The organism is Pseudomonas sp. PDNC002 (assembly GCF_016919445.1).
GTDB lineage: Bacteria > Pseudomonadota > Gammaproteobacteria > Pseudomonadales > Pseudomonadaceae > Pseudomonas.
The window spans coordinates 1,471,585-1,490,909 of sequence record NZ_CP070356.1 but is presented as its reverse complement, the minus strand read 5'-3'; the positions used below and the strand labels follow the sequence as shown (position 1 = coordinate 1,490,909).

Annotated in this window: 19 protein-coding genes and 1 tRNA gene; 6 read left to right on the top strand and 14 right to left on the bottom strand. The window is 64.8% G+C overall.

Features of this window, described 5'->3' with window-relative positions; genetic code table 11:
- Positions 1-460 precede the first annotated feature (460 nt).
- Together rsd and JVX91_RS06865 are read right to left on the bottom strand one after the other, a co-directional pair.
- The gene (rsd, locus tag JVX91_RS06870) at positions 461-928 is read right to left on the bottom strand and encodes a sigma D regulator (protein ID WP_205338586.1); all 468 of its coding nucleotides are present in this window, start codon (positions 926-928) and stop codon (positions 461-463) included.
- A gap of 255 nt (positions 929-1,183) precedes the next feature.
- Positions 1,184-1,669 (bottom strand): disulfide bond formation protein B, encoded by a 486-nt coding sequence (locus tag JVX91_RS06865; protein WP_205338585.1) that lies wholly within the window; start codon positions 1,667-1,669, stop codon positions 1,184-1,186.
- Positions 1,670-1,785: 116 nt separating this feature from the next.
- Between JVX91_RS06865 and JVX91_RS06860 the strand changes: the two genes are divergently transcribed.
- On the top strand, positions 1,786-2,871 hold the full coding sequence (locus JVX91_RS06860; RefSeq protein ID WP_205338584.1) for a PQQ-dependent sugar dehydrogenase: 1,086 nt from the start codon (positions 1,786-1,788) through the stop codon (positions 2,869-2,871).
- Between the two features lie 49 nt (positions 2,872-2,920).
- On the opposite strand, the gene JVX91_RS06855 is transcribed toward JVX91_RS06860, so the two are convergent.
- The 6 genes from JVX91_RS06855 to JVX91_RS06830 all read right to left on the bottom strand — a co-directional run bounded on the left by JVX91_RS06855 (position 2,921) and on the right by JVX91_RS06830 (position 8,920).
- The gene (locus JVX91_RS06855) at positions 2,921-4,153 is read right to left on the bottom strand and encodes a heme biosynthesis HemY N-terminal domain-containing protein (RefSeq protein WP_205338583.1); all 1,233 of its coding nucleotides are present in this window, start codon (positions 4,151-4,153) and stop codon (positions 2,921-2,923) included.
- Positions 4,150-5,262: a uroporphyrinogen-III C-methyltransferase gene (locus JVX91_RS06850; RefSeq protein WP_205338582.1), complete on the bottom strand. Its 1,113-nt coding sequence runs from the start codon at positions 5,260-5,262 to the stop codon at positions 4,150-4,152. The genes JVX91_RS06855 and JVX91_RS06850 overlap by 4 nt, the downstream gene beginning before the upstream one ends.
- A gap of 15 nt (positions 5,263-5,277) precedes the next feature.
- Positions 5,278-6,048, bottom strand: coding sequence for a uroporphyrinogen-III synthase (locus JVX91_RS06845; protein ID WP_205338581.1), 771 nt, complete (start codon positions 6,046-6,048; stop codon positions 5,278-5,280).
- Positions 6,045-6,983, bottom strand: a complete 939-nt coding sequence (hemC, locus tag JVX91_RS06840; RefSeq protein ID WP_205338580.1) for a hydroxymethylbilane synthase — start codon at positions 6,981-6,983, stop codon at positions 6,045-6,047. Before hemC ends, JVX91_RS06845 begins: the two co-directional genes overlap by 4 nt.
- A gap of 115 nt (positions 6,984-7,098) precedes the next feature.
- On the bottom strand, positions 7,099-7,845 hold the full coding sequence (algR, locus tag JVX91_RS06835; RefSeq protein ID WP_024766394.1) for an alginate biosynthesis regulator AlgR: 747 nt from the start codon (positions 7,843-7,845) through the stop codon (positions 7,099-7,101).
- A gap of 4 nt (positions 7,846-7,849) precedes the next feature.
- Positions 7,850-8,920 carry a sensor histidine kinase gene (locus JVX91_RS06830; protein ID WP_205338579.1) on the bottom strand — a complete coding sequence of 357 codons (1,071 nt, stop codon included), beginning with the start codon at positions 8,918-8,920 and terminating at the stop codon, positions 7,850-7,852.
- Positions 8,921-9,151: 231 nt separating this feature from the next.
- Between JVX91_RS06830 and argH the strand changes: the two genes are divergently transcribed.
- Positions 9,152-10,546 carry an argininosuccinate lyase gene (gene argH, locus JVX91_RS06825; protein WP_205338578.1) on the top strand — a complete coding sequence of 465 codons (1,395 nt, stop codon included), beginning with the start codon at positions 9,152-9,154 and terminating at the stop codon, positions 10,544-10,546.
- 51 nt (positions 10,547-10,597) lie between these two features.
- On the top strand, positions 10,598-10,879 hold the full coding sequence (locus JVX91_RS06820; RefSeq protein WP_205338577.1) for a hypothetical protein: 282 nt from the start codon (positions 10,598-10,600) through the stop codon (positions 10,877-10,879).
- Here the strand turns inward: JVX91_RS06820 and JVX91_RS06815 are convergent.
- From JVX91_RS06815 to gabD, 3 genes are all read right to left on the bottom strand, one after another.
- Positions 10,865-12,061, bottom strand: coding sequence for an HDOD domain-containing protein (locus JVX91_RS06815; RefSeq protein WP_205338576.1), 1,197 nt, complete (start codon positions 12,059-12,061; stop codon positions 10,865-10,867). The genes JVX91_RS06820 and JVX91_RS06815 overlap by 15 nt on opposite strands.
- Before the next feature lie 246 nt (positions 12,062-12,307).
- Complete coding sequence (gabT, locus tag JVX91_RS06810) at positions 12,308-13,588, bottom strand: 4-aminobutyrate--2-oxoglutarate transaminase (RefSeq protein WP_024766390.1); 1,281 nt, start codon at positions 13,586-13,588, stop codon at positions 12,308-12,310.
- A gap of 201 nt (positions 13,589-13,789) precedes the next feature.
- The gene (gene gabD / locus JVX91_RS06805; RefSeq protein ID WP_054910195.1) at positions 13,790-15,241 is read right to left on the bottom strand and encodes an NADP-dependent succinate-semialdehyde dehydrogenase; all 1,452 of its coding nucleotides are present in this window, start codon (positions 15,239-15,241) and stop codon (positions 13,790-13,792) included.
- Between the two features lie 657 nt (positions 15,242-15,898).
- Here gabD and JVX91_RS06800 point away from each other — a divergent pair.
- Positions 15,899-15,975: transfer RNA gene (locus JVX91_RS06800), tRNA-Arg, on the top strand.
- 227 nt (positions 15,976-16,202) lie between these two features.
- Positions 16,203-16,799 carry a hypothetical protein gene (locus JVX91_RS06795; RefSeq protein ID WP_205338575.1) on the top strand — a complete coding sequence of 199 codons (597 nt, stop codon included), beginning with the start codon at positions 16,203-16,205 and terminating at the stop codon, positions 16,797-16,799.
- A gap of 27 nt (positions 16,800-16,826) precedes the next feature.
- Here JVX91_RS06795 and JVX91_RS06790 read toward each other — a convergent pair whose 3' ends face one another.
- Positions 16,827-17,549, bottom strand: coding sequence for a hypothetical protein (locus JVX91_RS06790; protein ID WP_205338574.1), 723 nt, complete (start codon positions 17,547-17,549; stop codon positions 16,827-16,829).
- A gap of 69 nt (positions 17,550-17,618) precedes the next feature.
- Positions 17,619-17,813 carry a hypothetical protein gene (locus JVX91_RS06785; RefSeq protein WP_205338573.1) on the bottom strand — a complete coding sequence of 65 codons (195 nt, stop codon included), beginning with the start codon at positions 17,811-17,813 and terminating at the stop codon, positions 17,619-17,621.
- A 174-nt stretch (positions 17,814-17,987) separates the two neighbouring features.
- Here JVX91_RS06785 and JVX91_RS06780 point away from each other — a divergent pair, with 174 nt between their 5' ends.
- The gene (locus JVX91_RS06780; protein WP_205338572.1) at positions 17,988-18,422 is read left to right on the top strand and encodes a CBS domain-containing protein; all 435 of its coding nucleotides are present in this window, start codon (positions 17,988-17,990) and stop codon (positions 18,420-18,422) included.
- Positions 18,423-18,441: 19 nt separating this feature from the next.
- Here JVX91_RS06780 and JVX91_RS06775 read toward each other — a convergent pair whose 3' ends face one another.
- Positions 18,442-19,179 (bottom strand): metallophosphoesterase, encoded by a 738-nt coding sequence (locus tag JVX91_RS06775; RefSeq protein ID WP_205338571.1) that lies wholly within the window; start codon positions 19,177-19,179, stop codon positions 18,442-18,444.
- Between the last annotated feature and the right edge of the window lie 146 nt (positions 19,180-19,325).

The following is a 19,325-nucleotide window of genomic DNA, read 5'->3' as shown; positions in this document are numbered from 1 at the left end:
GCGAGCGTGTGACGCATCCCGCAAACGCCCGTGGCACAAGCTTTCCAGCTCATCACCAGCGCCCCCACATAACGTCTGAAAGCCCCATTCCAGAGCGCCTTCTGAAAAATTCGGCGAGACGATACGAGCCATTTCGGACGCTCTCCACATCGAGACGAACTCGTTGAAGAAACGGACCCTCAGCGCACAGCAAAATCCCTTTCGAGTAACAGATGCGAACCCACGGCCAACGGTTTCTCGGACGGGATTTTTCGATCTCGAACAGGCCGGCATGAAGCAACGCGAACTGCCAAGCGGTCCACGTTTTGTGCATTCGCGCAACGCACGGGTGCGATTGCGCGAATTCAGATGCGCAGGACGTCGAGGTGAAGGGAGGCGATTATCGAGTCGCAGGTAGACGCGGAAATGAAAACGGCGCGATCGCTGGAAGCGCTCGCGCCGTTGTCGGGCAACGCGGTGATCAGGCCGTGATGGGCTTCTGTTCGTGGGCGTTGTGCAGCACCTCGATCAGGCAATCTTCCAGCTCGAAGCGTTCGTGCAGTTGCTGGCGCAGACTCTTCAATTCACTGGTCAGGCAAGTGCCTTCGCGGCAGTCGCCGTTGTCGCAGCGGTCGTTGAAGTTGAGTGCGTTGGCGGTGATGGTTTCGAGACGCGGATAGATCTGCTTGGCCAGTTCCAGGCCTCGCGTATCACCGAAGGCCTGCGCCTCGTTCATCAGTTGTTCGTAGACTTCGAAGTGCCCCGCCGACACGTAGTCGAGCAGGAGCTGGCAGAAGTTCTGGAGGTTATCGGCGTTGGTCTTTGGCGCCTGGACACCGTCCAGGGAATCGAATGCCCGGACCAATTCATGTCGATCCCGCAACCAGCGGTCGATCAGCTGGTGTACGCCTCCCCAACGTTCCTGGGCATTACGGCAGCTCTCGAGCATGTTGTCCTCACTTCCCTTTTCGCCGTCCCGGCTATGTCCGCCCCGGGACAAAATTCTGTCGAATCTCGACATCCGCGATGTGTGAAGCTTGTTCGGCGGCGGCTTTCCGACGGAGTGGAAATCCAGAGTATGCCCGCTAGTTCCCGCCCACAAGACGCTGGCAGCGGGAAAATTCATACGGGCGTTTAATCGACAGGCCGCGGCGCCTCTGGCCTGCACCAAAGGCGCAGGCCATGGCCAAGTGAGATGCGACGCTCAGCCGCGGCGGCGGAAGAACTGGACGATGGCGAACAGGGCGAAACCGATGAAAGCCAGCAGGCTCCATTCCGGAATGCTCAGACCCAGCAGAGTCCAGGAAACCTCGGCGCAGTCGGCCGAACCATGGAACATGGTCCAGATGATGTCGGCATAGGGCATGCTCTCCATCATGTATTCCAACGGCGGCAGGCAGGACGGTAGTTGGTCCGGCGGCAAGGTCTGCAGCCATACCTGGCGGCCCGCGGTGCCGGCACCGGCGAGCGAACAGAGCAGGATCAGCACCGAGTAGACGCGAGGTGCGCGGCCATGCAGCGCTGCGATCAAGGAGAACAGGCCGGCGCCTGCAAAGAAGATGCGCTGCAGAATGCACAGCGGGCACGGCTCCAGGCCGACCATGTATTGCAGGTAGAAGCCGGTGCCAAGCATGGCGACGCAGGCAAGGAAGGCAAGGAAGAACAGGGACCGAGGACTGGCCAGGCTCATGGCGGCTCCGCTGAAAAGCGCTGTTGCAGGAAAGGTCGCTACGGTAGAGGAAACACGGCAAGGCTTTCAAGACGGGTGTCTAGACTGGCCATGGCACTCATCCGGGAATCCATGCCATGCGTCGCTATCCGCTGCTCTGCTCACTGCTCTCCCTTACGGCGCTCTCGGCAATGGCCGACACCAACCTAAGCCATATCCGCCTGCCAGCAGGATTCAGCATCAGCCTGCTAACGGACCAGGTGCCCGGTGCCCGCGCCATGGCCTGGGGCGACAAGGGGACGCTGTTCGTGGGCAGTCGTTCGGGCGACAAGGTCTATGCGGTGACGCCCGGCGGCGAGGTGAAAGCGCTCGGCGAAGGCCTGCAAATGCCGGTAGGCGTTGCTTTCCACAAGGGCGATCTGTACGTGTCGTCGATCAACCGCATCGTTGTACTGCGCGACATCGAAGCCCATCTGGATGATCCCCCCAAAGCCGTGGAGCTCCCGGCGCAATTTCCGCAGGAGACAGCCCACGGCTGGAAGTTCATCGCCTTCGGCCCCGACGACAAGCTCTATGTGCCGGTCGGTGCACCCTGCAACATCTGCCGGCCGGATCGCGAGCGGTACGCCAACCTGCAACGCATGAACACCGATGGCAGCGCACGCGAAGTGGTCGCCTACGGCATCCGCAACACGGTCGGCTTCACCTGGCAACCACAGACGAAGCAGCTGTGGTTTACCGACAATGGTCGCGACCTCATGGGCGACGACAAACCGGACGACGAGCTGAACAAGGTCAGTCGAATCGGCGAAGACTTCGGCTATCCCGACTGCCACCAGGGCGACCTCGCCGACCCGGAGGAGGGCAGGAAGCCCTGCTCGACCTTCACCCCGCCAGTGGCCAAGCTGGGGCCGCACGTCGCTGCGCTGGGACTGCGGTTCTACACCGGCGAGCAGTTCCCCACCGAGTACCGCAACAACCTGTTCATCGCCGAGCACGGCTCCTGGAATCGCAGCCAGAAGATCGGCTACCGCGTGAGCCGGGTCGAGCTCAACGATGACGGCACCCTGAAGCGCCAGAGCGTGTTCGCCGAAGGCTGGCTGGACTCGGATGGCGAAGTCCACGGCCGCCCCGCGGACGTACTGGTAGCGCCCGACGGCGCACTGCTGGTCAGCGATGACCAGAACGGGGCGATTTACCGGATCAGCTACGGCAAACCCTGAAAACGAAAGCGGCGCCCGAAGGCGCCGTTTTCTCGTCCAGCCTGACCGATCAGGCGCGCACCGCCACCGGCAACGAAGCTGGCGGCGCCAGCAGGCCGAGGCCTTCCTGGAACAGCTGGTTGCTGCGCTCCACTTCGCCCAGTTGCGCGAGCAGGCGTGCCAGCTCAGCGCAGGTTTCCGCGCTGCGCTGACGCGACAGGCTGGCTTCCAGGTATTCGCGCGCCTTGCCCCACAGTTTGTTCTGCAGGCACAGGCGGCCAAGCGTGAGCAGCAGGTCAGGATCGTCGCCGTGCTGCTTCAGCCAGCCCTCGGCGGTCTTCAGCTGATGCGCACCATCACGACCACGGGCAAGGCCATACAGGCGCACCAGGCGGCTGTCATAGCCTTCCTTGAGCGCTTTGCGCAGGACTTCCTCGGCCTCCTCCGGCGCGCCCAGGCGCAGCAATTGCTCGACATAGGCGGCCACCAGCGGCGCTTGCGCCCGCAGGTTCGACGGCACGTTCTGCCAGCGCTGGGTCAGCGGCTGCAGGCTGCTTTCGCCCTGACCGATTCCCGATTCGCCCGCCTCGCCCAGCGCGGCCATCCAGGTGCGGCGCTCCAGGTCGGCCAGCTCGGCATTCGGCAACACGCGCTCCTTACGCAGTTCGGGCAACAGCACGCACAGCGCCTGCCATTCGTGGAGACTGACGTAGAGCTGCTGGAGCAGGCGCAGCACCGTGGGGTGGCGCGGATGATCCTGGTGCAGCTTGTCCAGCACAACGCGGGCGCGGGAGAAGTCGCCGCGGTTGATCAGCAATTGCGCGCGGGTCAGTCCCACCGCCAACGCGGCGCCTGGCTCGCGCTCCTGCGCACGGTCGAGCAACTCGTCGCACTCTTCGCCCTTGCCCAGTTCGTTGGCCGCACGGGCCGCACCCAGGTAATGCGGCAGTGGACGCTCGCTCAGCTCGGCGGCGCGACGCAGGTGGCGCAAGGCCTGAGCCCAATGACCTTCGGCGAGATCGCGCTGGCCATGCTCTTCGGCCAACTGCGCACGACGGCGACGGTTGAAGCGCGACCATGGATTCACCACCCGCCCGGACACCCCCAGCAGGCGAAGCACCAGGCGGACAGCCAGGTAGATCACCCACAGCACCACCAGCAGTGCGAGAAAGGTCCAGAGGCTGGACTCGTAACGGAAGCCCTTGTAGGCGATCAGCACGTAGCCGGACTGCTCGGCAACGGCCAGCCCGATCAGGGTAGCCGCCAGTACGACGGCCAGGATCAGCACGAAGCCCCGGCTCATGGCTGAGTCCCCGCGTCCGGTGCCACCGCCTCCTGCTGCTGCGCCGCAGCATCGCGGCGCGACAGGTAGGCCTGCAGCGAACTGAGCGCCGGGCTCAGGTCCGGCGTCTGAACGGTGACGGCCTGGCCGCTCAGCTCATCCAGGCGCGTCACCAGGGCGCGGCTGTCCGCCAGGTCGGCATTGAAGAAATCGGCAACGATCTGCTTGGCCTGCTTCAGCGCTTGTTCGTAGACGTCCTGCTTGCCATTCAATGCCGCCCACTGAGCCTGCTCGAGCGCAAGGCTCAGCGCCAGGCGAACACGGTCGAGCTGCTGGCCGGAGAGCAGCGGACGGATGTCCTGGCCGGCATTGAAATCGATCCGCACATAGCGCGAGATGCGCTCCCACCACTGGTCCCAGGTACTGCTGCCATCGCCCCAGGCGGTGCTTGGCCCCGTACCGCCCTCGGAAGGCGTGAATGCCGGGTTCAGCGGTTGCAGTTGCGCTGCCTGGTCGCGCAGCGCGCCCAGTTGCAGGAAGAGCCCGGTACGGTCGGGACGCGGCAACGCGCGCAGCGCTTCCAGGCTCTTGGTCAGTTGCGCACGGGCAGCGAAGGCGCCCGGATCGTTCTGCATCCGCAGGATATCGTCGGCGCCCTGCACCAGCTCGGTCGCGCTGTCGATGTCCTGCAACGCGGAGAGGCGCAGCGCCGCCAGCCGCAGCAGATGTTCGGATTCAGCCAGGCGCCACTGCTGGCGGCTCTGCCCAAGGACCTGCTTGACCTGCTTGGCCAGTTGCTGCTGGTCACCCTGCAGCTCTACCACCAGGCGGCGGCGGGCTTCGAGCTCATCGGCGTTGGGCAGCGTATCCAGGCGCTTGTTCAGCTCGGCGTTGGCGTTCTGCACGCTCTGCGCCTGGCCTCGGGCATCCTCCAGCTGCGCGATGCGCTGCTGCTCGGCACCTTTCAGTTGCTGGACCTGCCAGATGCCCCAGCCGCCCGCTGCCAGGCCGGCGGCGCCGACCAACAGGGCCAGCAGGGCGATCCCAGTGCCGCCCTTGCGCGGAGCCGGCGCGGCGGCCGGGCTGGACGATGTCGGTGAAGTCTCTTGGGGAGTGACGGCTTCGCTCACAGATCCATCCTTCGCTCAGAAATTATTCTTGTCAGCGCTTCTCAGCGCCTCCATCAGTGCCGCTGGGCTTGCGCCCCCGCAATCGATCACCCGTGGCGCTCCCAGTTCGCGCGCCTGCTCCGCCACACGCGGGCTCGGCACGAACAACGGCATCGCGCTCACCTGCGGCCAATCCTGCGCGGCAAGCTGCTGCAGGTGCTCCAGCCCCTGCCCACTACTGACCGCGATGGCGTTCAAACGCTCCCCCTGAATTCGCCGCAGCAATTCACCTTCGGGGTAGGACGGCATTTCGCGCCGGTAGAGTTCCAGATAGTCCACCGCGACGCCTTGGCCGCGCAGGCGCTCGGCGAGGAATTCTCGGCCACTCTCGCCGCGCATGATCAACACCTTCGGATCATGCACCTGCAGGGCCTGCTCGAACTCGGGCAGGGCGAGCAGCGCCTCGCTGTCATCGCCACCGACCGGATACACGACATCCAGACCGTAGTCTTCGAGAATAGCCGCCGTGGCGGCACCGACGGTGAACCAGCGCTGGGTCAGTGGCGGCTGCGGCCAGTAGCGGTCGAGCCGCTCCAGGCCCAGGCGTGCCGCCGGCTTGCTGACCACGATAACCGCGCAATAGCGGTCAAGGTCAAGGATCAGGCTGCGCTCGACGGGCGACTCTTCCCGCGGCGCGATCGCCAGCAACGGCATGCACTCACCGTGGAAGCCGTGCTCGGCAAGGGTTTCGGCCAGCGTCGCGCAGTCCTCTTCGGGACGGGTCAACAGCAGCCGCCAGCCACTCACGGGTGACCGGCCTCGCCATAGACCGCAGCAAGAATTTCCTCGGCACCCTGCGCCAGCAGGTCTTCGGCAACCTTCACACCGAGGCTTTCGGCGTCAGCGCTGGCGGCGCGGGCTTCGGCGCGCAGCAACGCGGTGCCATCCGGCTGACCGACCAGGCCACGCAGCCACAGCTGGTCGCCTTCGAGGATGGCGTAGCAGGCGATGGGCACCTGGCAGCCGCCATTGAGACGCTTGTTCAGCGCGCGCTCGGCGGTGACGCGCAGGGCAGTCTCGCGGTGGTGCAGCGGTTGCAGCAAGGCATGGATCTCGGCATCGGCGGTACGGCACTCGATGCCCACCGCGCCCTGGCCGCCGGCCGGAAGGCTGGCTTCGACGCTGATGGAGGAGCGGATGCGGTCTTCGAAGCCAAGGCGGATCAGCCCGGCGGCGGCGAGGATGATGGCGTCGTACTCGCCGGCATCCAGCTTGGCCAGGCGGGTGTTGACGTTGCCACGCAGGAAGCGGATCTGCAGGTCCGGGCGGCTGGCCAGCAACTGGGCCTGGCGGCGCAGGCTGGAGGTGCCGACCACGCTGCCGGCAGGCAGGTCGTCGAGGCTGGCGTAGGTGTTGGAGACGAAAGCGTCGCGCGGGTCTTCACGCTCGCAGATGCAGTACAGGCCCAGGCCTTCGGGGAAATCCATCGGCACGTCTTTCATGGAGTGCACGGCGATGTCCGCTTCGTTCTCCAGCAGCGCGGTTTCCAGCTCCTTGACGAACAGGCCCTTGCCGCCGATTTTCGCCAGCGGCGCGTCCAGCAGTTTGTCGCCACGGCTGGTCATCGGCAGGAGGGTCACGGTCAGGCCGGGATGGGCCTGTTCCAGGCGGGCCTTGACGTATTCGGCCTGCCACAGGGCCAGGGCGCTCTGGCGCGTGGCGATACGGATTTCGCGAGACATGGGCATTTCCAGGCAAAGAAAGCGTGCAAGAAAGTGCCCGCATGATAACAGCTCGCGCCAGCGAAAAGCCTGGAGGCCGGCCCCCAGGCTTCACACGGTCTGCGGCACTGTGTCGCTACAGGTTGTGCATCAGTCGCCGCACACCGGCGACGTGGCGGCGGCTGACGGTCAGCGCATCGCCATTGAGTCCCTTCAGGTACAGCTGGAAATGCCCCAGCGGGGTGCGCTGCAGGCGCTCGATACGCTCGCGCGAGACCAGGGCGTTGCGATGGATGCGCACGAAGCGATCGCCGAACTCGTCCTCCAGCGCTTTAAGCGGCTCGTCCAGCAGCACTTCACCGCCGGCATGCCGCAGGGTCACGTACTTGTGGTCGGCGATGAAGAAAATCACGTCTTCCAGCGGGATCAGTTCGATGCCCTTGCGGGTCCGCGCGCTGATGTGGCTGCGCGGGCCGGGGCCGCCGGCCGCGGGGGGCTTGGTCAGCGCCGCGAGCTGCACGCGATTGGGCCGCGAGGCCTTTTTCAATGCCTCGGCCAGGTCTTCGCTGCGAACCGGCTTGACCAGGTAGCCGACCGCACTCACCTGGAATGCCTCAAGGGCAAATTCGTCATGGGCGGTGCAGAAGATCACCGCGGGCGGGGCTTCGCGCTCGCACAGCTTGGCGGCAACCTGAAGCCCGTCCAGGCCGGGCATGCGGATATCCAGCAGGACGATATCCGGCTTCAGGCTGTCGATCAGCGTCAGCGCTTCTTCGCCGTTGCTGGCGGATGGCTCGAGGACGCGATAGCCGTCCAGTTGCCCCACCAGCCGGGCCAGGCGCTCTCGCGCCAGTGGTTCGTCATCGACGATCAGGACATTCATAAGCTCAGGCTTCCTGCATGAGACGCGCACATGGATAGCGTAGACAGGTGAAGTGCCGTCCGTCACGGCGCTCGACGCTGAGACTAGCTTTTGGCCCGAAAAGTGCCGCAAGTCTTGCCGCAATATTTTGCAGCGCCTGCTGGGTCCCCTTCGAAGGCGCGGTCTGCGTCGATTCGTCGTACGGGTTGCTCACTCGGAGCTGGAACACACCGTCACGGTAGTCCGCCTCAACTTTCACCAAGCCGCCTTCGATGCGCGGCTGGATGCCATAAATCAACGAGTTCTCCAGCAAGGGCTGCAAGGTCAGCTGGGGAATCGGCACGCCATCGGGCACGCCGCTCACCTGCCAGTCCAGTTGCAACCGGTCGCCAAGACGGAACTGCTCAATGGAAAGATAGCGTCTGGCCAGCTCAAGTTCCTCTCCCCAGGAAATTAATGTTCCAGGTTTGGCCAGGCTGGCGCGAAAAAGATCCGAAAGATTCAGCACCGCCTGTTCGGCCTTGTACGGGTCGATTTCTATCAGACTGGCGATGCTGTTGAGGCTGTTGAACAGGAAATGCGGACGGATACGCGCTTGCAGCGATTCGATCCGCGCCCGCAATTCGGCCTGCTCCTGCCGCCGCCATTGGCTCTGGAGATAAAAATAGCGTAGCAACAGCGTAGACATGATGAGGGCGATCAATGCATGGCGCAGGTAGAGATTCACCTCGCCCGTGCGCGACATCGGCCCGCCCAGGGAAAAGTAGTCGGCCACCGCCGTGCACCCCAGCGTCAGTAGCACCACCAGCGCACAACTGAGCAGACCGGCCAGCCAGGCAGGCCAGCGGGCCAAGAGCGGCCGCAGCTGGCACAGCAGGCCGGCCGACAGCAGCACGATCCATTGGACGAAAAGCGAAGCCAGCGCCAGGCGGACCCAGTTGAAACTGGGCGTCATCGGCTCGGCAAGCACCAGTACCAGCACCAGCAACTCCGCGAGCAGGACCAGGCTCAGCAGCGCTTCGGGCTGACACAGTTCGGGAATGAAGAAGTCTTCGTGGGCTGCCGGCTTGGTGCCGGTCTTCGTCAGTATGGGCATCGACGCAGTTTCCGTAAGCGTCCGCACGGCGGCAAGCGCCGCATGCGACCAAAGCCTGGAATTGTCGGTTAGCGCATGGATCGGCCAGGGCCCCCGCGGCGATCCTCCGCCACTCCCCGGCCCCAGCCGCCAAAGCGCCGCCGGTTTTGTCCTTCAGCCTGCTATTATCGTCGCACTTTGCCCTTCATGCAGGCCGCGCGCCGCGCCTGCCCGTTTCAGCGAGAGAGATCCATGAGCGTAGAGAAGACCAACCAGTCCTGGGGCGGCCGCTTCAGCGAGCCCGTCGATGCCTTTGTCGCCCGCTTCACCGCTTCCGTCGACTTCGACAAGCGCCTCTACCGCCACGACATCATGGGCTCCATGGCCCACGCCACCATGCTGGCCAAGGTCGGCGTGCTGACCGACGCCGAGCGCGACACCATCATCGATGGCCTCAAGCAGATCCAGGGCGAAATCGAGGCCGGCACCTTCGACTGGCGCGTCGACCTGGAAGACGTGCACATGAACATCGAAGCACGCCTGACCGACCGCATCGGCATCACCGGCAAGAAGCTGCACACCGGCCGTTCGCGCAACGACCAGGTGGCCACCGACATCCGCCTGTGGCTGCGCGACGAGATCGACCTGATCCTCGCTGAAATCACCCGCCTGCAGCAGGGCCTGCTGGGCCTGGCGGACGCCGAAGCCGACACCATCATGCCCGGCTTCACCCACCTGCAGACCGCCCAGCCGGTAACCTTCGGCCACCACTTGCTGGCCTGGTTCGAGATGCTCAGCCGCGACTACGAGCGCCTGGTGGACTGCCGCAAGCGCGCCAACCGCATGCCCCTGGGCAGCGCCGCGCTGGCCGGCACCACCTACCCGATCGACCGGGCCATCACCTGCGAACTGCTGGGATTCGAAGCGATCTCCGGCAACTCGCTGGACGGCGTGTCCGACCGTGACTTCGCCATCGAGTTCTGCGCCGCGGCTGCCGTGGCGATGATGCACCTGTCGCGCTTTTCCGAAGAGCTGGTGCTGTGGACCAGCGCCCAGTTCCAGTTCATCGACCTGCCCGACCGCTTCTGCACCGGATCCTCGATCATGCCGCAGAAGAAGAACCCGGACGTTCCGGAGCTGGTGCGCGGTAAATCCGGCCGCGTGTTCGGCCACCTCGCCGGCCTGCTGACCCTGATGAAGGGCCAACCGCTGGCTTACAACAAGGACAACCAGGAAGACAAGGAACCGCTGTTCGACGCCGCCGATACCCTGCGCGACAGCCTGCGCGCCTTCGCCGACATGGTTCCGGCGATCAAGCCCAAGCGCGAGATCATGCGCGAAGCGGCCCGCCGCGGCTTCTCCACCGCCACCGACCTTGCCGACTACCTGGTACGCCGTGGCCTGCCGTTCCGTGACTGCCACGAGATCGTCGGCCACGCCGTGAAATACGGCGTGGACAGCGGCAAGGACCTGGCCGAGATGAGCCTGGACGAGCTGCGCCAATTCAGTGACCAGATCGACGACGACGTGTTCGCCGTGCTGACCCTGGAAGGCTCAGTGAATGCCCGTGACCACATCGGCGGTACCGCGCCGAACCAGGTCCGCGCTGCCGTGGTGCGCGGCAAGGAACTGCTGGCTTCGCGTTAAGAGCCATAGGCCGCGCCGCCCGGCGCGGCCTATCGAGGGGAAAGGATTCCCATGCTCGACGATCTCCCCACCGCCCTGCTAGGGCGCCTGTTCCGCCTTCTGCTACTGGGCTTCGAGTTTCTGCTCGAAGGTCTGCTTGACGCCCTCTTCAACCGCTTCAGCTATCTGCTCGGCTGGCTCTTCCTGCGCCTGATCACGCTGGGCAGGCGACCGCGCGGGCCGGCATCTCCCGACGATTTCCGTGGAACCGACTGGCTGGTGCAACTTGTCGGCGCGCTGGTGCTGCTCACCGTGCTGGCGCTGGTCTTCTGGAGAGCGCTAGGTCCGACGTAGAAAGCCCAGCTGCGCCGGCGTCAGCCGCAACATGCGCGCAGCCTTGTGTTCGGTCAGGGTCGGCAATTCGCTCTCCGGCAGGCGCGCTGCGCTGGAAGCCAGGTTGACGATCAGCGCCTCGCGGCTGAACACACCGCTGTCGATGGCATAGGCCGCAGCGATCAGGTTCCGCAGCTCCAGAGGCAGGCGCCAGCGGGTGCGCAGGGCGGAGCCGAAGCTTGCGCCGTGCTCCTCCAGGGCCGTCTCCACGTCCGCCTTGCTCAGCTCGCCGCCAGCGCTGTGCCAATCCTGCAGGCTGCGCAGCAGTGCGAGATCGCCCAGGCAGTGCAGCAGGCCGGCGGTGAAGCAGCGGTCGGCATCGGCATCCAGGGACTCGGCCAGGGCGAAGGCGCCATCGGCGGTGTACCGGGACAGATCCCAGAAGTGCTCGGCGCGCTCTTTCAGCAGCGGGTCGGCCAGGGTCGCGGCGCGTTGCAGCGCCACCGCCAGCATCAGGTTCAGCGCCTGCGCCACCCCCAGGCGCGACAGTGCCTGCATCAGCGTCTGACAGGGCATGCCGACATGCCGTGCAGCGCTGTTGGCGGCGGAGATCAGGCAGGCGGTGATCTGCGGATCGTGGCCGAACTCCTGCTCGAGCATTTCCAGGTTGATGTCGCTGGCTTCCATGCAGCGGTTCACTGCCGCGCCGACTTCACCCATCAGCGGTGCGCCCTCGGTAGCGTCGCGTTCGGTTTGCAGGAAGCGCTCCAGCGACAGGCTCTGCTCCAGGGTCGGCAGCTCGCAGACGACGCTCTCGCCCGGAGCCAGCAGCAGGGAGCGCAAACGCTCGCGCAGGTTCTCGGCATTGAAGGGTTTGACCAGATAGGCCGTGGGCGCCAGCGGCAGCGCGGCGCGCACACTGGCGGCGTCGGCCTTGGAGCTGATCAGGATGAAGGGCTGGGCGACCGGCCCGCGGCGGCGCATACGCACGTGGCGCAACAATTCCAGGCCATCGCTGCCGGGCAGCTCGCGCTCGGCCAGGATCAGGGCAAAGGGATGGCGGCGGCAGGCCTCGATGGCCGTGTCGCCGTCTTCGCAGAACTCGACGTTCGCGTCGCAACGCACGCTCAGCACCAGTTGGCCAAGCAGCTCGCGGCTCCAGGGATCGCTGGCAGCCACCAGCACGCCGGGAGAAACGCTCATGGATCACTCCTCGTTCGGGACGGATGCCGTCGCGCACGGAAACAACCGGTCCAGAGCCTTCCCTGTCGAGCGCCCGGTCCTTCGGATGCCGCCGGCCAACGGCCTTCGGATATTGCGCAGCGTAGTCCAAAGCCCACGGGCTTTCCCATGCGCGCCATCAACATCCAAGGAGACTTCACACAAAAAAAGCACAAAAAAAGGCCCGCTTGCGCGGGCCTTTCTCTCGAACGGTTAGAGCGGTAAGGCTCAGGCCAGTTCGTCGAAGCACTCGGCCAGGATGGCCAGGCCTTTGTCCAGCTGCGCGTCCGGGATGGTTACCGGCATCAGGAAACGGATCACGTTGTAGTAGGTACCGCAGGAGAGCAGGATCAGACCTTTCTCACGGGCACGAACCACGATCTTGCTGACCAGTTCAGCGGCCGGCTTGTTGTGATCGCCGCCTTCGAACAGCTCGATGGCGATCATCGAACCCAGGCCACGAACGTCGCCGATTACCTTGTGCTTGGCCTGGATATCGCGCAGACCAGTTTTCAGGCGCTCGCCAACGGCTTGCGAACGATCCAGCAGCTTCTCTTCGTCGAACACTTTCAGCACGGCCAGGGCCGCGGCGCAAGCGATCGGGCTACCGGCGTAGGTGCCGCCCAGGCCGCCCGGAGCGATGGCGTCCATGATCTCGGCTTTACCAGCAACGCCGGAGATCGGGAAACCGCCGCCAACGGACTTGGCGAAGGTGGTCAGGTCCGGAACGATGCCCAGTTGCTCGGTGGCGAAGAAGGTGCCGGTACGGCCAGCGCCAGTCTGCACTTCGTCAGCGATCAGCAGGATGCCGTGCTCGTCGCACAGGGCGCGCAGGCGCTGCATGAAGGCCTTGGAGTTGACGTAGAAGCCACCCTCGCCCTGAACCGGCTCGATGATGATGGCAGCGATGTCGCGCGGCTGAGCGTCGTTCTTGAAGATGCGCTCGATGCTTGCGATGGACTCGTCTTCGCTCACGCCATGCAGTTCGCACGGAGCCAGGGCGCGGAAGATGCCGCCCGGCATCAGGCCCATACCAGCGGAGTACGGAACGACCTTGCCGGTCAGGCCCAGGGTCATCATGGTACGGCCGTGGTAGGCGCCGGTGAAGGCGATCACGCCAGCGCGGCCGGTGGCGGCACGGGCGATCTTGACGGCGTTCTCAACGGCTTCGGAGCCGGAGGTGACCAGCAGGGTCTTCTTCGGGAAGTTGCCCGGAACGCGCTTGGCGATTTCTTCGGCCAGCTCGATGTAGGGCTCGTACGCCAGTACCTGGAAGCAGGTGTGGGACAGCTTGGTCAGTTGTTCCTGAACGGCGGCGATCACTTTCGGGTGCAGGTGACCGGTGTTCAGTACGGCAATGCCGCCGGCGAAGTCGATGTACTCACGACCTTCGACGTCCCACACGGTGGAGTTCTCGGCGCGCTCGGCGACAACCGGGTGGATCTGGCCTACGCCGCGCGGTACGGCGGCCTGACGACGTTGCAGCAGGGATTCGTTGGTTTTGCTCATAGCTTCCTCAGTGGCCGCTCATCGGGCGACCGGATCAAAGGATGAAAGCGGGGAGAAGCCACACACGACAGCATACGATGATCGACTGTCGTGGAACTTGCGGCCCGCCAGACGGGTTGTCCGGTGCTACCACCGGAAAACGCCGACGCGAAGGTGGCTGTCAGCTCTTGCCTGCCACCCCGCGCCCACGGAAAAAACGGATCAGATACCGCCGAGGCAGAGGTATTTGACTTCGAGGTAGTCCTCGATGCCGTACTTCGAACCTTCGCGGCCCAGGCCGGAGGCCTTGATGCCGCCGAACGGCGCGACTTCGTTGGAGATCAGGCCGGTGTTGATACCCACCATGCCGTACTCCAGCTGCTCGGCGACGCGGAACACGCGGGCCAGGTCGCGGGCGTAGAAGTAGGATGCCAGGCCGAACTCGGTGTCGTTGGACATGGCGATGACTTCGGCCTCGTCCTTGAAGCGGAACACCGGCGCCAGCGGGCCGAAGGTTTCGTCCTTGGAGACCAGGGCGCTCTTCGGTACGTCGACCAGGATGGTCGGCTCGAAGAAGGTACCGCCCAGGCTGTGCGGCTTGCCGCCAGTGAGGACTTTCGCGCCTTTGGAAACGGCGTCGGCGATGTGCTCTTCGACCTTGGCGACGGCCTTGGAATCGATCAGCGGGCCGGTGGTGACGCCCTGCTCCAGGCCGTTGCCGATGTTCAGCTTGGCCACGGCGGCCTTCAGCTTCTCGACGAAGGCGTCGTACACGCCGTCCTGAACGTACAGGCGGTTGGCGCAGACGCAGGTCTGGCCGTTGTTGCGGTACTTGGAGATCAGCGCGCCTTCGACGGCGGCATCCAGGTCGGCATCGTCGAACACGATGAACGGAGCGTTGCCGCCCAGTTCCAGGGACACTTTCTTGATGTCCTTGGCGCATTCGGCCATCAGCTGGCGGCCGATCTCGGTGGAGCCGGTGAAGGTCAGCTTGCGCACGATCGGGTTGCTGGTCAGCTCGCCGCCGACTTCGCCGGCGCTGCCGGTAACCACGCTGAACACGCCTTTCGGAATGCCGGCGCGCTCGGCCAGTTCGGCCAGGGCCAGGGCGGAGTACGGGGTCTGCGAGGCGGGCTTGAGCACCATGGTGCAGCCAGCGGCCAGGGCCGGACCGGCTTTACGGGTGATCATCGCGGACGGGAAGTTCCACGGGGTAATAGCCGCGGTCACGCCGATCGGCTGCTTGATCACGATGATGCGCTTGTCGGGCTGGTGGCCCGGAATGGTGTCGCCGTAGATGCGCTTGGCTTCTTCGCCGAACCACTCGAGGAAGGAGGCAGCGTAGGCGATCTCGCCCTTGGCTTCGGCCAGCGGCTTGCCCTGCTCGATGGTCATCAGGCGAGCCAGGTCGTCCTGGTTGGCGATCATCAGGTCGAACCACTTGCGCAGCTTGTTGGCGCGTTCCTTGGCGGTCAGCGCACGCCAGGCCGGCAGGGCCTTGTCGGCGGCTTCGATGGCGCGACGGGTTTCGTCGGCACCCATCTTCGGCACGGTGCCGATGATCTCGTTGGTGGCCGGGTTGTTCACGTTGATGGTCTTGCCGTTATCGGCGTCGACCCAGGAACCGTCAATGTAAGCCTGTTGGCGGAACAGCTTGGCATCATTGAGTTGCATGACCTGTCTCCTTTCGAGGAAAGCCTGTGGACGACGGGTCTGCCTCGAGTCCCCGCCTGCCTTGTTGTCTGGATGGGAGAGACCGCAGTCTCTGCCGTTCATTCGCCCCGGCCGACCATTATCGACGCTGGATGCGAATGTCGCCTCAGCTTGGAGGCGATGCCAGGCGAACGGCTCTTAGTTCGCTCGGCATGCGGACACGAAAAAACGCAGGCCGGGGTCATTGCCCGGTCTGGTTGAACTCGTTCACGCACAGATTCCCGGGCTCGGCCCAGGAGTACGACTGCCCTACAACCTTCCGGTACGCTGATCGACGGAAGCCGCACGGAGACCTGTCACAAGGGACATGCGGTGGGTGCAACGGAAGACTGTCATCCCGCAGGCTGATGGCCGGCTGGTGTGATGCCAATTCTCCGGTCTCCTGTTGTTGTGATGGGGAGGCGTTTGAAATCTCAAACGAATCCTAGGGCCCTCGACTGCAAAGGGCAATAGCTCGTTCGACAAAACCAACGAAGGTATCAGGTTGCCGTCGGTTTTCGGCCTGTTTCTACCGACAAGCGGCTGTTTTCGTTCGATATCATGAACGAGCGTACCTGCATTGGACGCCTGCGAAGGAGATGCGTATGATTGCCGCCTGCCGCGCCAGCCGCGGCATACGCACCAGTAGCTCAGCTGGATAGAGTACTGCCCTCCGAAGGCAGGGGTCGTGGGTTCGAATCCCGCCTGGTGCGCCATCTGCCTTGTTTCGAGCTGCCTCAGGCAGTCTGCGAAACCACCTGAAAAGCCCGCCATGAGCGGGCTTTCCTGTTTCTGGCGGTAAAGCCCCGCGCTGTCTGCAGTGTCTGCCAGACATACCGACAGGCTCGGGGGCCCGGATCGGCCTCGACACCCTGTGATTCAACTTCGCCACCCAAGGCTGTATAAGCCTTCAGCCATCGCGCGAGAAAAGGACTCACCGCCCATGCTCCGGCTCTTGATGCCAGCCCTGCTCCTGGCCCTTGCCGGGTGTGCCACCAAGCCTCCGGCGCACCCCGAAAACCTCTGCGAGATCTTCCGCGAAAAACCGCAATGGCACGAAGCGGCGCTGAAGGTGCAAAAGCGCTGGGGCGGCACGATCCAGGTGCCGATGGCGATGATGTACCAGGAGTCCTCCTTCAAGCACGACGCCTTGCCACCGCGCTACTACTTCCTCGGCTTCATCCCCTGGGGCCGGGTCAGTTCCGCCTATGGCTACGCCCAGGCCAAGGACGAGACGTGGGCGGACTACAAGAAGGAAGCGGGAGGCTGGGGCGCCGACCGCGACGACTTCGCCGACGCGCTGGATTTCATGGGCTGGTACATGAACAAGACCTACAACGTGAACCGCGTTTCCAAGTGGGACGCCTATGCCCAGTACCTGAACTACCACGAAGGCTGGGGCGGCTACCGCCAGCGCAGCTATGACGCCAAGCCGTGGCTGAAAGCAACTTCACAGAAGGTCCAGGCTCGCGCCTCGCTGTACGGTGCCCAGTACAAGAGCTGCGAGCAGGAGCTGTCGAACGGCGGCGGCTGGTTCTAGCAGCCCCGGCTCTGCAGAGCCGAGGGCTCAGCGCCCCATGATCCGCTGGTACTCGTCCCGATATTCCTCATACGGCAGGTTGCGCCGCTGCAACTCCATGAGCTGCTGCTCCTGGCTCAGCGGGCGGGAGACATGGGCGACGGTTTCCGCCGCCACCGGCGCGGCAGGTTGCGGGACGGCTTCCGGAGGCTGGACCGGAGTGGTGGCCGGCTGCGCCCTCGGCACGCTGCGCGCCGGGCGGGCGACCAGCAGGGCACCGGTGATTTCCTCGACGATCTGTTCAGACACGGCGCCGACCTCGGACGAGCCCATGGAGGTGAAGACATCGCCGTCGGCCTCGCTTTCATAGCGGCGCGAGGCGAGCAACTGGCCGGTAAGGCCGTCGTGGTAGCGCACGGTGGAGGTAATCCACTCCTCACCACTGCCCGGCCGGCTGTTCGCGCTGTGACCGGCGCCGACCTCGATGACCACCAGGGTGGACAGGGTGTCGGTGGCGCGCGGCTCACCGTCCTGTTCGGAAACCTGGTAATCGGCCGACCCCGCCTCGTCGCGCAGTGCTTCACGCCAGCTCGCCTTCAGCGCGCTCCAGCGCGGGTTGGCGGCGACGCTGGCATCGGGCTGGAAGTTCACCACCAGCGCATGGCGGGTGTCGCGGTAGAGGGAGATCGGCGCGGTGCGGTCGTCCTTGCGAACCGCCGAGGAGCAGCCGCAGAGCAGGGAAATGGCCAAGGCGAGAGTGATGTAGCGCATGCTGCGTTCTCTTTATTGTCTGGCCAGCATTCTGCCAGCCAATCATGACGCCCGGATATCGTCCGAAGGTCAGTCTTCCAGCCAGTCCTCGCCGTCGTCCAGGCCGGGCTGGTACTCCTCCGCATCCTCGTCATCCTCCTCGTGATCGCCGGGCAGGTCTTCGAAGAACGCCGCATCCTCCTCCAACAGGCCATCGAGGTCGTCGTCGAGATCGAGCAGGTGATCGTGTTCGGGCTCGTGGAGGTCGGGATCTTCGTCAGTCATGGCCGGTCTTTCGTGGGGGTAAAAGGGGACTGGAATCACAGTATAAATGCCGGCGCCGCGCAATGACGCTTTCGATGGCGTGGACGCCGCTTTCCGACCTTGCCGGATTGCGATCTGTCCACGATTCTCTATGAACTCGGACATCGCGCCGTGAGACGACGACAGGGGGTAGGAATGAAGACTGTGGCTCAGCTGTTGACCGCCAAGGCGGACCAGCAGGTTTACACCATCGCCCCGGACGCGATGGTGATCGATGCACTGCGCCTGATGGCGGAAAAGAACCTCGGCGGGCTGCCGGTGGTGGAAGGCAACCAGCTGGTCGGTTTCTTCAGCGAACGCGACTACGCCCGGCGCCTGGCGCTCAAGGGGCGCGCCTCGGATGAGACGTCGATCCGCGCGGTGATGACCGCGCCGGTGATCACCGTGGACACCCACCTGAACGTCGACAAGTGCATGGGCATCATGACCGAGCGCCACTTGCGCCACCTGCCGGTGGTGGAGAACGGCGAGCTGCTTGGCCTCTTGTCCATCGGCGACCTGGTGAAGGCCGCCATCGCTGAACAGGCCGAGCTGATCCAGCAACTGGAACAGTACATCCGCGGCGAGTGATCGCCGCACCGGTGGCCGCTCAGCGGGCGGCCGCCGTTTCCACCTGGCCGGTGCGCATGTCGACGATGCTCAGGCAACCGTCGACATAACCGCTACCGGTATCGATGTAATGGGTGTTGCCCAGCGGCCGGACCGATTTCTGCGCGGTATGGCCGACATACAGGCGCTCCAGCCCGGCGATTGCCGTGGCGTCTTCCCTCTCGATCCGCGTGCGAGCCCACATGGCCAGCGCGGCGGCGCTGCGCCGGGCGGCGTCACCCTGCTCACCCGCCAGGGCCGCCACGCCGCTGTCCCAATCCGGGAAAGCCGGCGACACCGGCGCTTCCGCATGCACGATACCCACGCGGCGCCCTTCTCCCAGGTCCACCTCGATCACCACGGGTAATTGCTGCAGGCGGCGGGCGATGCGCGCACGAGTAACCGGCGTGAGCTTGTAGAGCCAGGCTCCGCCGTTTCGAAAGTGCAGGTCGCGGTCATCGCCGGCCAGCACCACGTCGATCACCAGTTGCTCGTGGTTGCCACGCACCGAAGCGAACCAGGGCTTGGCCAGCCAGTCCAGCACCTGCGGGGAATAGGGGCCACGATCCACCAGGTCGCCAGCGGCGAACAGGCGGTCAGCCGCCGGATCGAATCCGACTTGCTTGAGCAGGCGCTCCAGCAGTTCGAAATGGCCGTGCACATCCCCCACCACGAAATCGCGGCCGCACAGGTTGCATGGGAAGCGCTGCAGGGGTTGCTCCGGCAAGAGCGTATTCATTGCCAACTCCAGGCTGTTCGAGGGGCCAGCTTATCAGGTGCACATGGCATTCCCGCTCCACTTGCGACGAAAGCCTCAAGGGGTTGCTGCAGCGCTGCTGCCCAGGCAGCGACTGCCCAGCATGGGCTGCTGCCCCAGCAGCACAC